Genomic DNA, 14,967 nt, shown 5'->3' on the forward strand with positions numbered 1-14,967 from the left:
TCCTTAGCATTCACGCAAGTAAGTGAGCGAATCCCGGTATGCCTGAGCCGGATCCTCGGCGCGAACACGGCACTCATACACCACGTAACCCTGGTAGTTATCGGCACGCAGCTGATCGAACAGGCTGGCAAAATCGAGGCTACCGCTGCCCGGCTGGTAGCGGTGGTTATCTGCAATGTGCACATGGCCCAGCAGATCGCGGTGCTGATGCAGCGCATCCGTCAGCGAGTCTTCTTCGATGTTCATATGATAGAAATCGCCGATGATCTGCACATGCTTCAGGCCGTTCTCTTCGATGTATCGACGCGCGTCTGCCAGGGTATTAATCATATGATCCTGATAGCGGTTCAGCGGCTCCAGATAGACGGTGGTTCCGGTGCGCGCTGCCACCTCATCCAGCCAGCGCAGCGAAGCACTCACCGCTTTGCGGTCGCCTTCCAGGCTGCGTGGAGAGGTCATCGGCGGCAAACGGAAGGTAAACATTCCCCAGGCTGCAGGCACAATAATGCCCTTGCCGCCCACTTCGGCCAGGGCTTCCAGAATGCGTTCAATCTGGGCTAAACCGTTCAGACGACGCTCTTCGATAAAGTCACCAATCCAGCCATCGTATCCGCCGCAGGCGGTCGTGACCGGCAGGCCGGTGGCCTTAATCGCCGCTTTCACCTCGGCGAGGTTTTCCACCAGCAGCTTGCCGTCAATTTCGTAGCCATCAAAACCCATCGCTTTGATGTACTCGAATTTCTCCATGATATTGACCGGGAAAAAGCCCTGGTTCTGTGTTGCGATTTTCATGATTTGCTCTCCTTAGCTTAAAAAGTGACGCCCATTTTGATGCTCAGTTCCGGATGCTGGTCCACATATTTCATGTAGCTTTCAGCGCTGGTGGTGAAGGTCACGACCGGGTCGATCAGATCTTCACAATTGAGATAACCGTTCATCAGCAGTTCCCAGCAGGTCTCTTCGATACGCTTGCGGCTCCAGCGCGGATAGTCCGGGTTTGGTTCGCTGCAGGCGCGGGAGAAGACAATCTTCGCGTTATTGAAATGCGCCTCGCGGCCGAGGTTAAAGCCTTCAGCGAACGGTTTCGCGAAGGCTACGTAGGAGATGGTGCCGCCGTAGGCGAGCCCGCGCAGCGCGGACTGCAGCGCATCGGCAAAACCACTGGTTTCGATGATCACGTCCGCGCCCTGCTTGCCGGTCAGCTTTTTGATTTCCAGGCCGACATCGGTGCCGATTGGGTTCAGGCAGTGGTCCGCGCCGTGACGACGGGCGATCTCGCAGCGGTGTTCGATTGGATCAACGCCGATAACCACTGACGCACCGGCTTTTTTAGCCAGCTGAATCGCAATCTGCCCGATTGCTCCCAGACCGACCACGACGACAAAGTCGCCCACGCGGACGTTGGCATCACGCACGCCGCTCATGGCGAACTGCGCCGGATCGTAGCAGACGGCGTTCTTCCAGGACGCGCCCTGCGGCATTTTACGCAGCTTATAGTTGTTCACCGCGTTGACGATGACCGTTTCCTGCAACGGGCCGTAGCAGCAGACAAGATCGCCGATCTGGTAATCCGTCACGTCCGCACCGCATTCAATAATGTCGCCAACAACCATGTTACCCAGCTGGAACTTACCGAACTCAATACCGCGCGCTGCGCCCTCTTCACGCGGCGTGAACATCTGCCACTCTGCGTTGAATTCTTCATCAATAAACGGGCTGGCGGCGCGGAAATCCACCACTTCTGTACCGTGTTTCGGCGCGCCAAAACGGGCGCGAATTTTTACTTCATGGACTGCAACCGGACGATCTTCATATTCCACCAGCGCCGCCACGCGTGGCGCTGTCGCAACTAATTTTTTCATGACTGACTCCTTGTTAATATTGGCCGCCTCAGCCCTTCACGCCACCGGCGGTCAAACCACTTTTAATAAACCGTTCAGACAGGGCGTACATGATGACCACCGGAAGCGCCGTCACCAGCGATGCCGCCATCATGCGACCCCAGATATAATCTGGCGTGCTAAAGAGCGTATTCAGCCCGACCGGCAAGGTGAAATTGCCAGAGCTGGACAGGAAAATTGACGCAAACAGGTAGTCGTTCCACGCCACCATAAAGCAGTAGACAAACACCGATACGAGCCCTGAGATCGCAAGCGGGACGGTGATGCGAAAGATGATTTGCAGGCGGTTGAGGCCGTCCATCATCGCGGCTTCTTCGATTTCGTCCGGGATGGTGTCGAAATAGCTGCGCAGCATGAACACCGCTGTCGGCAATGTCTGGGTCACCATGGTGACGATCAGCGCCAGCTCGGTGTCGTAGATCCCGAGGGCAGTGATGATTTTGAACAGCGGCACCACCAGCAAGATCCCGGAGAACATATAGACGGTGTAGAAGCTTGCATTGATCGTCGTGCGTCCTTTAAAACGCAGTTTGGACAAGGCATAAGCGCCCAGCGTGCCGAGAAATACGGCAATCACCGAGGAGGTCAGCGATACCACCATGCTGTTTTTGAAGTAATCCACAAACGGGAAGATCAGCGGGTTAAAGATGTCGATGTAATGCTGCAGCGTCCACTCTTGGGGCAGAATGGTCGGATGGAGCGAGATTGCCTCTTTCGCACTCTTAAACGACGTCATTAGCATCACGAAGAACGGGAACAGCGTGATAACCAGAAACACCGCCAGCCCCAGATAAAAACCAATACGGCTCAGTACGCGTTTATTTGTTGCCATTGAGGTTTACCCTTTTTCTGGTCAGCAGAATCACCGCGAAGATGATCACGAACAGCACGACGGAGATCGCCGCAGCTTTACCCAGGTCATTGAAAGCGAATGCGGTTTTGTAGAGGTAGACGCCCAAAATATCGACCTTAGTAGTCAACAGGTAGACATCCGCAAACATGTAGAACATCCAGATAGTGCGGAGCGTCACCACCGTTGCCAGCACCGGCATAATCGCGGGCAGCGTAACGATTCGAAAACGCTGCCAGGCATTCGCGCCGTCCATTTCCGCCGCTTCATACAGGGATTTATCAATGGTCTGTAAAATCGCCAGGAATGAGATAAACGCGTACGGGAAGTAACGCCAGATGGCGAACAGCACCACCAGCACAAAGCTGCTGCCAGGATTGTCGAACCACAGGGGTGCCAGGTCATACAGATGCAGCAGGTCAACGCCCAGATAGTTCACAATGCCGTAGCCGTTGTTGAACATGTATTTCCATGCAAACACCAGCGAAATGGACGGGGTGACGTAGGACAAAATCACCAGTGAACGTGCCGTTTTCCGCAGACGGAATTCACGGTTAAAGAAGATCGCAACCGCCAGCCCCAACCCCGTGCTGCCGATCACCACCAGCGCGGTGTACCAGAACGTCATCCACAGCGAGTGCCAGAATGCTGCATCACTGAGAATGCGAATGTAATTATCCAGCCCGACAAACACAGCGCTAATGCGCGGGTTAAGCGGCAGACGTAAGAAACTGATTTCAATATTGGAAATCATTGGCCAGGCCACCAGGCCCCCCAGCAAAATCAGGCTGGGGGCCAACAGCAGCATGGCGAAAGGCATATCTGAACGACCAGAAAACAACGTCTTCATAATTTCCTTCCGCAGAGCGCTCCTATCGTTGTGAAATCAGATCGGTCAGACGCTTCTGGCTGTTACTAAGCGTGTTGCTGAGATCTTTTTTCCCCACCGTGACGTTATGCACCATGGAACTGATGATGCCGGACCCGGTAACATCGCCCATGCGTGTGAAGTTTTTGTCCCCCACCGCGCCAAACACCTGCACGTTCGGGAACTGCGCAATCAGTTCGTAAGGCAGTTGTCCAAACGCTTTAATCACATCGTTGTTTTTCCAGGTATCGGTGCCCACCACCAGCTTGTTCACCGGCAGTGCCGCGCCGGGCGACATCATGACCCAGTCGGTTGCGTTTTGAGCCTGCTCCATCCAGGTCACAAATTTCTCAGCCGCCTGAGTCTCATCTTCAGTTTGACCGGTGGTAATCGTCAGCGACGTGACCATGCCGTAAACAGCAGAAGAGGTTTCTGTTGGGACGACGAAGCCCAGATTGGCAGGTTTTCCGTCCTGGAATACCGCCGGAAGGATGTAGGTGGAGTACACCGCCATCGGCGCAGAACCGTTCATGAAGGCATCTTTGATCTCCATGACGTCGTTTGAACCCGGCATGGTGGTCGCGGCCAGATCTTTATAAAACGCCAGGGCTTTTGCCATTTCAGGGGTATCGATGTCGACATTCCCTTTGGCATCAAAAACGTTCGCGCCGCCGGAAAGCGCAAACTGGGAGAATGCCTGCTCCGTCATCACGCTTTCGGCGGTGGGCAGCGCAATGCCGTAATGTTTTTTAGCCGGGTCGTTGAGCCTCTGGCTGGCTTTCAGCAGCTGTTCCCAGTTATGCGGCTCCTGGATACCCGCCGCAGCAAGCGCATCTTTGTGATACCAGACGCCGGATAGCCAGGCGCTGACTGGCACTCCCGTCCAGGCAGAACCGTCTTCCGTACGAACAACACGCAAAATGCCGTCATAGAAGGTGTCCTCGCCTACCGCTTTAATGGCTTCGCCGATAGCTTTGCGATCCAGCAATTGTTCCTTGTCCATAACTTTCGCGTAGTCATGGCTGACTTCGATCACCTCGGGCAGCGCGCCCGTTCTGGCGAGCGTAATGACCTTGGTGTTGTAGGCATCCTCTTCGACCGGCACCTGTTTCACCGTGATACCGGGGTTCTCTTTCTCGAACTTTTCGATAAGATTCGTTATAACCGCCTGGCGCTCCTGCTCGACTGACGAGTGCATAAACTCAATAGTGACAGCAGTCTTTTTGTCGTCCTTGCAGCCTGATAACAAGGCGCACGAAACCAGTGCTGAAATCAGCACGATTTTGGGCATTTTCATTTTTAAGGTCCTTTTTAGTTTTCTTTAATCCACAACACCTGCCATGGATGTAGGGTCAGCGTTTTATCTGTAATAACTTCTCCTGAAATCAAATCCGTTCCGGATTGAATATCGGATTCTACCGTTTGAATGCCATCACTGAAATTAAACAGTGCCGTTATTTTTTCACCACAACCCGCCACGCGAACGATTTTTAAAACATGTTCACCTGACGCACTAAAATAAGCCTGACTGTCAGGGTGGAATGCTTTTTCCGCACGTCGCAGCGCGATTAACTGGCTTAACGCACAGTAGACCTGATAACGCAGACTGCTTTTATCTTCAAGCGCACTATCAATTTGTCCTGCGGTATATTTCTCGCGATTTATCGCACGGTTATATCCCAGGCGTTTAACACCTGCATAATCATTACGGGAGCCGAGAATACTCTGGATATACACAGCAGGTACGCCGGGGAAGCTTAAGAGGACGGCATGCGCCAGAATAAACCGGGCAATGCGTTCGCTATCATGACTTTCTCGCGTACTCAAAGCATCCAGATAGGTCACATTAATTTCATACGGGCTTCGTGTGCCATCCGGGTTATTTTTCCAGTTAACCAACGCACCTTCAGCCTGAAGTTTTTCCACAAGCGAGAGGATTTCCGACTCGGGTAAAATTCCGCGTAACGGATTCAGACCAATCCCGTCATGCGAGGCCAGGAAGTTAAACCAGGTCGTTTTCGTAGAAGGCAACGTCAGCGACGTCGCCCACTGGCTCAGCGTACGGACGTCCTGAGAATGCACCGCGTGCAGCACCAGCGGCGGCAAAGAGAATTGATAAACCATCTGCGCTTCATTTTCACCGTCACCGAAGTAAGCAACGTTATCTTTATGCGGAACATTCGTCTCGGTGATAATCACCGTGCCCGGGGCGACAGCCTCGGTAATGGCGCGGAAAAGCTGGATGAGCTGATGGGTTTGCTTAAGATGAATGCAGGTTGTTCCGGGTATTTTCCACATGAAGCCCACAGCATCCAGACGAATGTATCGCGCCCCTTCAATCAGGTAATGCAGCAGCACGTCGACCATCGCAATCAGTACCTGCGGGGAGGCGAAGTTGAGATCAACCTGGTCCTCGCTGAAGGTAGTCCACAGGTATCGCACGCTGCCATCATGCAGTGTGAAAGGCGTAAGAAGCGGTAAGGCACGCGGACGCGTCACCGCGGATAAATCTGTATCAGGATCGACAGAAATAAAGAAATCGTCATACCCTGGCGTTTGCCTCAGGTAATTAGCGAACCATTTGCTTTTGGCTGACATATGGTTGCATACGAAATCAAACATTAAACTGGCTGACTGTTTTAATTCGGCAACGTCTCGCCATGTTCCGGTTTCAGGTGCAACCTCATGATAATCAATAACAGAAAATCCGTCGTCAGAAGACCATGGATAAAAAGGCAAGAGATGGACATGAGAAAAAGAATGAGAAAGCCATTTGTTATAACAACGTGTAAAAACAGGGAGTGCTTTCTCCCCTTTCGCTGAAAACTGGTCGGCATAGGTTATCAGAACGACATCTTTTTCATCCCAGCCCATTTTACGTTTTTCTGTAATAACAGAGGCGGCCTTTCCGATATTTTCCAGCAGCACATTTAAATGGGCTTCAGAAAACGTTCCCCCGTAAACAAGATTAATGAGTTCTTTAATTTTTGGATTCATTTCATTTTCCATGGTAGCGGTCCCACGAAGTGGCAATCTACTCCCATGAAAAATATCTGTCAACGGACCGGGGAGGTGAAAAAGGTGATTGCAAAGCAGCTCAGCACAATATTGTGAGCTGCCGCAAAGAAAGAACGGGTAAAGAGGAAATGCGGTGAGCTATCGCCAGTCCCTCGCCCGTCAGGGAAAGGACTAGCGCCAGCGGGAATTATTGGGATAAGTAGCGGCGAGAAAGCCGTTTTGCCACCTTTTGCAACAGCGGTTCGAGCGCCACGGCCAGCACCATTCTGATCGGCTTGCGGGCAACGGATTTGATCGCCCAGCCCGCCACGCCTGCCGGGCCGAACCGTAACGCGGTCAGCAGGACCAGTTTACCTGCGATTTTCAGGCCGGGTTTTACCTTCTGACCGGCCTGTTGCCAGTGTTGTTTCATCTCATCTCTCTCTTAAAGCTGACGAAAACGACTTCTCAGCGTAAAGGTATCCGACGTGACATAGCGTTCCATTTCCCGTAACCGCTTCTCACCGGCGGCGAGTTGCGCATCAACCGCATTGAGAAGATCGCTGCTGGTTGGGGCACCCTCCGCAGCCAGCTCTCCTTCCGGCATCGGGTCAAGAACAAACGACAGCACGATATAAGCTACCAGGGTGATAAATGCCAGACCAAAGAAGATCGACAGCACCGTCACCACGCGTACCAGCTTAACCGGGACGTCAAGATAATGAGCCAGCCCGGCACAGACGCCGCGCACCATGCCCTGCTGTGGAATTCGCCACAGCTTTTTGTTCAGATTCAGTCCAGACATTAACGGTCCCTCCAGTTTGGATGTTCAGCATCCAGGATGGCTTCCAGCGCCTGAATGCGTTCGCGCATTTTGTTCGCCTCATCGGAGAGCTGTACCAGACGCTGTTGTTCACTCTGGGAAAGTTCGCCCCGTGAAGAACGGTTGCTATAGTGCAGCCACAGCCAAATCGGCAAAACGAACAGCACGAAAATTGTCAGGGGAATGGCCAGAAAAAGCGCGCTCATGTGTACTCCTTGTCTTACGATGCGGCACGTTCAGGTGCCGCAGGAATTATTATTGGTTGTCTTGCTTCATTTTGGCTTTCAGTGCCGCCAGCTGCTCGCTGATTTCATCATCAGCCTTCAGGTCGGCGAACTGTTGATCCAGCGACTTCTGCTTACCGATGCCGTGGCTTTCGGCTTCAGCTTCCATCTGATCGATACGACGTTCAAACGATTCAAAACGGGCCATCGCTTCATCGAGCTTACCGCTGTCCAGCTGACGACGCACGTCGCGGGAGGAGCTCGCAGCCTGGTGACGCAGGGTCAGCGCCTGCTGACGCGCACGGGTCTCGCTCAGCTTGTTTTCCAGCTCGCCAATCTCTTTCTTCATACGGGTGAGCGTGTCGTCCACCAGCGTCACTTCATGCTCAAGCGTCGCGACCATATCAGCCAGCTTCTGTTTTTCGATCAGCGCCGCACGGGCCAGCTCTTCTTTGTCTTTGCGCAGCGCCAGTTCCGCTTTTTCCTGCCATTCGTTCAGCTGAGCGGTAGCCTGTTCAATGCGACGCGTAAGCTGTTTTTTCTCCGCCAGCGCGCGGGCGGAGGTTGAACGCACTTCAACCAGCGTGTCTTCCATCTCCTGAATCATCAGACGCACCAGCTTCTGCGGATCTTCCGCTTTCTCAAGCAGTGAGTTGATGTTGGCGTTCACGATGTCGGCAAAACGAGAAAAAATACCCATAATCAAATCCTCATAGTTCTGTTATCGGGCTATGCCCTGCTGTACTGATAATACAAACATCATGCCAACTTTTTATCTTATTGATTTCACTGAGCCTGATTGATTTTCATGCAATGAAGGTTTACTCTTTCCTGGTGAATATCGCTAAGGAGTGGTTAATTTCATCATGCCTGGATACAAAGACAATTTACTCGGCGAAGCAAATAGCTTTCTCGAAGTGCTGGAACAGGTCTCTCGCCTGGCGCCGCTTAACAAACCGGTGCTAATCATCGGCGAGCGCGGTACGGGTAAGGAACTCATCGCCAACCGTCTGCACTATTTATCCGGGCGCTGGGACGGCCCCTTCATTTCCCTGAACTGCGCGGCGCTGAATGAAAACCTGCTCGACACCGAGCTCTTCGGCCATGAAGCGGGTGCGTTTACCGGTGCCCAGAAACGCCATCCAGGACGCTTTGAGCGCGCCGACGGCGGTACGCTGTTTCTGGATGAACTGGCAACCGCACCCATGCTGGTGCAGGAAAAACTGCTGCGCGTGATTGAGTACGGCGAGCTGGAGCGCGTCGGCGGTAGCCAGCCGCTGCAGGTGAACGTGCGCCTGGTGTGCGCCACTAACGCCAACCTGCCGGAGATGGTGGCGGAGGAGAAATTCCGCGCCGACCTGCTTGACCGCCTGGCCTTTGACGTCGTTCAGCTTCCTCCGCTGCGCGAGCGCAAAAGCGACATCATGCTGCTGGCAGACCAGTTTGCGATTCAGATGTGCCGCGAGCTCGGACTGCCGCTCTTCCCCGGCTTCAGCGATTATGCTCGGGAGACGCTGCTGGCTTACCACTGGCCGGGAAATATCCGCGAGCTAAAAAACGTCGTGGAGCGTTCCGTCTATCGCCACGGCAGCAGCGAGACCGAGCTGGACAACATCATTATCGATCCTTTTCAGCGCAGCGCGACTCCGCTGCCGGCACCAGCGTCTTCAGGCGATCTCCCCTCTCTGCCTCTCGATTTACGCCAGTTCCAGCACGAACAGGAGAAACAGCTGCTGGAGCACAGCCTTAAGACGGCGAAATATAACCAGAAACGGGCGGCTGAACTGCTGGGTCTGACCTACCATCAGTTAAGGGCATTGCTTAAAAAGCATCAAATGCGCTGACAATATCAGCACTTACCATAGACATTTTTACGAAGCAGGCGTAAGTGCGATACACTTTGCAGATCGAACCTAAAAACCTTAAAAATTATGCGTCTGGTTTTATCGTCCTTTTTTGCACTTGGTCTGTTTAGCAGCCTGGCCTTTGCCGCGCCCGGGCAAACGCCGCAGCCTGACATTCGTGACAGCGGCTTCGTCTATTGCGTAAGCGGCCAGGTGGATACCTTCAACCCGCAAAAAGCGGGCAGCGGCCTGATCGTGGATACCCTTGCCGCGCAGCTTTACGATCGTCTGCTTGACGTCGACCCGTACACCTACCGTCTGGTGCCCGAGCTTGCGGAAAGCTGGGAAGTGCTGGATAACGGCGCAACCTACCGTTTTCACCTGCGCGATGATGTCGCGTTCCAGCGCACGCCGTGGTTTACCCCCTCGCGCAAGCTGAATGCGGATGACGTGGTCTTTACCTTCCAGCGTATCTTCAACCGCAACCACCCGTGGCATAACGTTAACGGCAGCAACTTCCCCTATTTTGACAGCCTGCAGTTTGCCGACACCGTGAAAAGCGTGCGTAAGCTGGACAACCGCACGGTTGAATTCACGCTGACGCGCCCGGATGCCTCCTTCCTCTGGCACCTGGCGACCCACTATGCATCCGTCATGTCGGCCGAATACGCGGCTCAGTTGACGAAAAAAGATCGTCAGGAACTGCTCGATCGCCAGCCGGTCGGCACCGGTCCGTTCCAGCTGACCGAATACCGCGCCGGTCAATATATTCGTCTGCAACGCCATGAACACTTCTGGCGCGGTACGCCGCTGATGCCGCAGGTGGTGGTCGATTTGGGTTCTGGCGGGACGGGGCGTCTGTCGAAACTGCTCACCGGGGAATGTGACGTGCTTGCCTGGCCCGCGGCCAGCCAGCTCACGATTTTGCGCGACGATCCGCGCCTGCGCCTGACGTTACGTCCCGGCATGAATATCGCTTATCTGGCCTTTAACACGGATAAGCCGCCGTTGAATAACCCTGCCGTTCGACACGCTCTGGCGCTGGCGATTAACAACCAGCGCCTGATGCAGTCGATCTACTACGGCACGGCGGAAACCGCCGCCTCAATTTTACCGCGCGCCTCGTGGGCCTACGACGGTGAGGCTAAAATTACGGAATACAATCCGGCAAAAGCGCGTGAACAGCTGAAAGCGCTGGGGGCGGAAAACCTGACGCTGCAGCTTTGGGTGCCAACCAGTTCCCAGGCGTGGAACCCGAGCCCGCTCAAGACCGCCGAACTGCTGCAGGCGGATATGGCGCAGGTGGGCGTCAAAGTGATCATCGTACCGGTTGAGGGCCGTTTCCAGGAGGCGCGCCTGATGGACATGAATCATGATTTAACCCTGACCGGCTGGGCTACCGACAGTAATGACCCGGACAGCTTCTTCCGGCCGCTGCTGAGCTGTGCGGCGATAAACTCGCAGACCAACTACGCCCACTGGTGTAACCGGGAGTTTGACGCCGTGCTGCAAAAAGCGCTGTCTTCCCAACAGCTGGCCTCGCGCATCGACGCCTATGATGAAGCGCAGAAGATCCTGGCCCAGGAACTGCCGGTGCTGCCGCTGGCTTCTTCCCTGCGTCTTCAGGCCTATCGTTATGATATTAAGGGCCTGGTGCTGAGCCCGTTCGGCAACGCCTCGTTCGCCGGCGTATCGCGTGAAAAAGACCAAGAGGTGAAAAAACCATGATTATTTTTACCTTGCGTCGTCTCCTTTTGCTGCTGGTGACGCTCTTTTTCCTGAACTTTGTCGGCTTCAGCCTGAGCTATTTCACGCCCCACGCCCCGCTCCAGGGGTCGTCGCTGTGGGATGCCTGGCTGTTCTGGTTTAACGGGCTGCTGCACTGGGATTTCGGCGTATCCAGCATTAACGGGCAGCTTATTTCCGATCAGCTGAAAGAGGTTTTCCCGGCCACGATGGAGCTGTGCATTCTGGCCTTCGGTTTTGCCCTGATGGTCGGGATCCCCGTAGGCATGCTGGCCGGGATTTATCGCAACAAATGGCAGGATAAGTTTATCAGCGCCCTCGCCCTGCTCGGCTTCTCCATCCCGGTCTTTTGGCTGGCGCTGCTGCTGACGCTTTTCTTCTCGCTGACGATGGGCTGGCTTCCGGTTTCTGGCCGTTTTGATCTGCTCTATACGGTTAAAACGGTGACGGGCTTTGCCATCATCGATGCGTGGCTGTCCGATTCCGTATGGCGCCACGAGATGATCGTCAGCGCCCTGCGCCATATGGTATTGCCGGTGCTGACGCTGGCGGTTGCGCCAACCACCGAAGTGATCCGCCTGATGCGCCTGAGCACCATCGAGGTGTTTGACCAGAACTATGTCAAAGCCGCCGCCACGCGCGGACTGTCGCGCCTGACCATACTGCGCCGCAACGTCCTGCACAACGCGCTGCCGCCGGTTATTCCGCGCCTGGGATTACAGTTTTCCACCATGCTGACGCTGGCCATGATCACCGAGATGGTCTTTAGCTGGCCAGGCCTGGGGCGATGGCTGATTAACGCCATTCGCCAGCAGGATTATGCCGCTATTTCTGCGGGTGTGATGGTGATTGGTTCGCTGGTCATTATTGTTAACGTGTTGTCCGATATTCTGGGTGCCATGGCTAACCCATTGAAGCATAAGGAATGGTATGCCTTACGATAACGTATACAGTGAAAAGCGCACGCCCGGCGTGCTGCGTACCGTGTGGCGTAAATTCTATGGTGACACCACGGCAATGATCGGCCTTTATGGCTGCGCCGGTCTGGTATTGCTGTGCGTCTTTGGCTCGTGGTTTGCGCCGTATGGCATTGACCAGCAGTTCCTCGGCTATCAGCTGCTGCCGCCGTCCTGGTCGCGCTACGGCGAAGTCTCCTTCTTCCTGGGAACGGACGATCTCGGACGTGACGTGTTGAGCCGCCTGCTGAGCGGTGCGGCCCCGACGGTGGGCGGCGCGTTTGTGGTGACGCTCGCGGCAACGATCTGCGGGCTGGCGCTCGGTATTTTTGCGGGCTCCACGCATGGCCTGCGCTCGGCGGTGCTTAACCATATTCTGGATACGCTGCTGTCAATTCCGTCCCTGCTGCTGGCGATCGTTGTGGTTGCCTTTGCCGGTCCGCACCTGTCGCATGCCATGTTCGCCGTCTGGCTGGCTATCCTGCCCCGCATCGTGCGCTCGGTTTACAGCATGGTGCATGACGAGCTGGAAAAAGAGTATGTCGTCGCCGCGCGTCTGGACGGCGCGACAACCTTCAACATTCTGTGGTTTGCCGTACTGCCCAACATCGCCGCCGGGCTGGTCACTGAGATCACCCGCGCCCTGTCGATGGCGATCCTGGACATCGCGGCGCTCGGCTTCCTTGACCTCGGCGCGCAGCTGCCGTCGCCCGAATGGGGGGCGATGCTTGGCGACGCGCTGGAGTTAATTTACGTGGCGCCGTGGACGGTTATGCTGCCGGGTGCGGCCATCATGGTGAGCGTGCTGCTGATCAACCTGCTGGGCGACGGTATTCGCCGTGCAATTAACGCGGGGGTGCAATAATGCCGCTTCTTGATATCCGCAACCTCACCATTGAATTCAAAACCGGTGAAGGCTGGGTTAAAGCCGTCGATCGCATCAGTATTACCCTCGCGGAGGGTGAAATTCGCGGGCTGGTGGGGGAATCCGGCTCAGGAAAAAGCCTGATTGCCAAAGCTATCTGCGGCGTGGCGAAAGACAACTGGCGCGTGACCGCAGACCGTATGCGGTTTGATGATATCGACCTGCTGCGCCTCTCCCCCCGCGAGCGGCGTAAGTTGGTCGGGCACAACGTCTCGATGATTTTCCAGGAGCCGCAGTCCTGTCTCGACCCTTCCGAACGCGTGGGTAAACAGCTGATGCAGAACATTCCCGGCTGGACCTACAAAGGCCGCTGGTGGCAACGCGTTGGCTGGCGCAAGCGTCGCGCCATCGAGCTTTTACACCGCGTCGGGATCAAAGACCACAAAGATGCGATGCGCAGCTTCCCTTATGAGCTGACCGACGGCGAATGTCAGAAAGTGATGATTGCCATCGCGCTGGCCAATCAGCCGCGCTTGCTGATTGCGGATGAACCGACGAACGCGATGGAACCCACCACGCAGGCGCAAATTTTCCGCCTGCTGTCGCGCCTCAACCAGAATAACAACACCACTATTTTGCTGATCAGCCATGACCTGCAAATGCTCAGCAAATGGGCGGATAAAATTGACGTGATGTACTGCGGGCAAACGGTCGAAACCGCGCCGAGTGAAGATCTGATCACCGCGCCGCACCACCCGTATACGCAGGCACTTATCCGCGCCATTCCGGATTTTGGCAGCGCCATGCCGCATAAAAGCCGCCTGAATACCCTGCCGGGGGCGATTCCACTGCTGGAATCTTTGCCGATAGGCTGTCGTCTGGGGCCGCGTTGCCCTTATGCACAGCGTAAATGTATCGAGACGCCACGCCTGACCGGGGCAAAAAATCATCTTTACGCCTGTCATTTCCCGCTGAACATGGAGAGAGAGTGAAATGGTCGAAACCTTACTGGAAGTGCGTAACCTGAGTAAGACCTTTCGCTATCGCACGGGGCTGTTTCATCGTCAAACCGTCGACGCGGTGAAGCCGCTGAGCTTTACGCTGCGTGAAAAACAGACCCTGGCGATCATCGGCGAGAACGGTTCCGGGAAATCCACCCTGGCGAAAATGCTCGCCGGCATGGTTGAACCGACTGCAGGCGAAGTGTTGATTGACGATCATCCTCTGACCTTCGGCGATTACTCTTTCCGCAGCCAGCGCATCCGCATGATCTTTCAGGATCCGTCTACCTCGCTTAACCCACGCCAGCGCATTTCGCAGATCCTCGATTTTCCGCTGCGTCTGAACACTGACCTGGAGCCGGAGGCACGCCGTAAGCGCGTATTCGAAACCCTGCGTATGGTTGGGCTGTTACCGGACCACGAAAGCTACTACCCGCACATGCTGGCACCCGGTCAGAAACAGCGCCTGGGTCTGGCGCGTGCGTTGATTTTGCGGCCAAAAGTGATCGTTGCGGATGAAGCGCTTGCCTCGCTGGATATGTCGATGCGCTCGCAGCTGATTAACCTGATGCTGGAATTGCAGGAAAAACAGGGGATCTCGTATATCTACGTCACCCAGCATCTGGGAATGATGAAACATATCAGCGATCAGGTGATGGTCATGCACCAGGGTGAAGTGGTTGAGCGCGGCAGCACCGCGGATGTGATGGCCTCCCCGCTTCATGAGCTGACGAAACGACTGATTGCGGGTCACTTTGGTGAAGCATTGACCGCCGATGCATGGAGAAAGGACCGCTAAGCGCGACGGCAAACAAAAATCGCCCCACTAAATTAGGGATTAAATAGACTTCATTCGCTATTTAATCCTTTACTCTTTCGTCTCCATCCCTGC

The 14,967-nt window shown here is 54.9% G+C and carries 16 protein-coding genes; 6 read left to right on the top strand and 10 right to left on the bottom strand.

Translation table 11 applies throughout. The features are described 5' to 3' along the window. Positions 1-3: 3 nt before the first annotated feature. The 10 genes from ycjR to pspA form a co-directional block, all read right to left on the bottom strand. The gene (gene ycjR, locus FOY93_RS12330) at positions 4-792 is read right to left on the bottom strand and encodes a 3-dehydro-D-guloside 4-epimerase (protein WP_143345201.1); all 789 of its coding nucleotides are present in this window, start codon (positions 790-792) and stop codon (positions 4-6) included. Positions 793-809: 17 nt separating this feature from the next. Continuing rightward, on the bottom strand, positions 810-1,862 hold the full coding sequence (ycjQ, locus tag FOY93_RS12335; protein WP_115875353.1) for a D-guloside 3-dehydrogenase: 1,053 nt from the start codon (positions 1,860-1,862) through the stop codon (positions 810-812). 28 nt (positions 1,863-1,890) lie between these two features. After that, entirely contained in the window at positions 1,891-2,733 is an 843-nt protein-coding gene (locus tag FOY93_RS12340) for a carbohydrate ABC transporter permease (RefSeq protein ID WP_136194966.1), read from the bottom strand. Continuing rightward, positions 2,720-3,601 (bottom strand): carbohydrate ABC transporter permease, encoded by an 882-nt coding sequence (locus tag FOY93_RS12345; RefSeq protein WP_143345202.1) that lies wholly within the window; start codon positions 3,599-3,601, stop codon positions 2,720-2,722. The genes FOY93_RS12340 and FOY93_RS12345 overlap by 14 nt, the downstream gene beginning before the upstream one ends. A gap of 22 nt (positions 3,602-3,623) precedes the next feature. Then, positions 3,624-4,916: an ABC transporter substrate-binding protein gene (locus FOY93_RS12350; protein ID WP_136194967.1), complete on the bottom strand. Its 1,293-nt coding sequence runs from the start codon at positions 4,914-4,916 to the stop codon at positions 3,624-3,626. 14 nt (positions 4,917-4,930) lie between these two features. Next, positions 4,931-6,628, bottom strand: a complete 1,698-nt coding sequence (locus FOY93_RS12355; protein WP_143345203.1) for a sugar phosphorylase — start codon at positions 6,626-6,628, stop codon at positions 4,931-4,933. Between the two features lie 196 nt (positions 6,629-6,824). Next, positions 6,825-7,049: a phage shock protein PspD gene (gene pspD / locus FOY93_RS12360; RefSeq protein ID WP_111965095.1), complete on the bottom strand. Its 225-nt coding sequence runs from the start codon at positions 7,047-7,049 to the stop codon at positions 6,825-6,827. A gap of 12 nt (positions 7,050-7,061) precedes the next feature. Further along, positions 7,062-7,421, bottom strand: a complete 360-nt coding sequence (gene pspC, locus FOY93_RS12365; RefSeq protein WP_008501237.1) for an envelope stress response membrane protein PspC — start codon at positions 7,419-7,421, stop codon at positions 7,062-7,064. Continuing rightward, complete coding sequence (pspB, locus tag FOY93_RS12370) at positions 7,421-7,645, bottom strand: envelope stress response membrane protein PspB (protein ID WP_023312045.1); 225 nt, start codon at positions 7,643-7,645, stop codon at positions 7,421-7,423. Before pspB ends, pspC begins: the two co-directional genes overlap by 1 nt. A 49-nt stretch (positions 7,646-7,694) precedes the next feature. Beyond that, entirely contained in the window at positions 7,695-8,363 is a 669-nt protein-coding gene (gene pspA, locus FOY93_RS12375) for a phage shock protein PspA (protein WP_136194969.1), read from the bottom strand. A 166-nt stretch (positions 8,364-8,529) separates the two neighbouring features. Between pspA and pspF the strand changes: the two genes are divergently transcribed. The 6 genes from pspF to sapF all read left to right on the top strand — a co-directional run bounded on the left by pspF (position 8,530) and on the right by sapF (position 14,874). Beyond that, positions 8,530-9,507, top strand: a complete 978-nt coding sequence (gene pspF, locus FOY93_RS12380) for a phage shock protein operon transcriptional activator (RefSeq protein ID WP_136194970.1) — start codon at positions 8,530-8,532, stop codon at positions 9,505-9,507. A gap of 87 nt (positions 9,508-9,594) precedes the next feature. After that, entirely contained in the window at positions 9,595-11,235 is a 1,641-nt protein-coding gene (gene sapA / locus FOY93_RS12385; protein WP_136194971.1) for an ABC transporter substrate-binding protein SapA, read from the top strand. Beyond that, the gene (gene sapB, locus FOY93_RS12390) at positions 11,232-12,197 is read left to right on the top strand and encodes a putrescine export ABC transporter permease SapB (protein ID WP_069719064.1); all 966 of its coding nucleotides are present in this window, start codon (positions 11,232-11,234) and stop codon (positions 12,195-12,197) included. Before sapA ends, sapB begins: the two co-directional genes overlap by 4 nt. Beyond that, entirely contained in the window at positions 12,184-13,074 is an 891-nt protein-coding gene (sapC, locus tag FOY93_RS12395; RefSeq protein WP_045415694.1) for a putrescine export ABC transporter permease SapC, read from the top strand. Before sapB ends, sapC begins: the two co-directional genes overlap by 14 nt. Continuing rightward, a complete protein-coding gene (gene sapD / locus FOY93_RS12400; protein ID WP_008501228.1) occupies positions 13,074-14,066 on the top strand; it encodes a putrescine export ABC transporter ATP-binding protein SapD in 993 nt (330 codons plus the stop codon). Before sapC ends, sapD begins: the two co-directional genes overlap by 1 nt. 1 nt (position 14,067) lies before the next feature. Then, complete coding sequence (gene sapF, locus FOY93_RS12405; protein WP_115875370.1) at positions 14,068-14,874, top strand: putrescine export ABC transporter ATP-binding protein SapF; 807 nt, start codon at positions 14,068-14,070, stop codon at positions 14,872-14,874. The last annotated feature ends 93 nt before the right edge of the window (positions 14,875-14,967 follow it).

It is taken from the genome of Enterobacter sp. 18A13 (assembly GCF_007035975.1).
Taxonomy (GTDB): domain Bacteria; phylum Pseudomonadota; class Gammaproteobacteria; order Enterobacterales; family Enterobacteriaceae; genus Enterobacter; species Enterobacter vonholyi.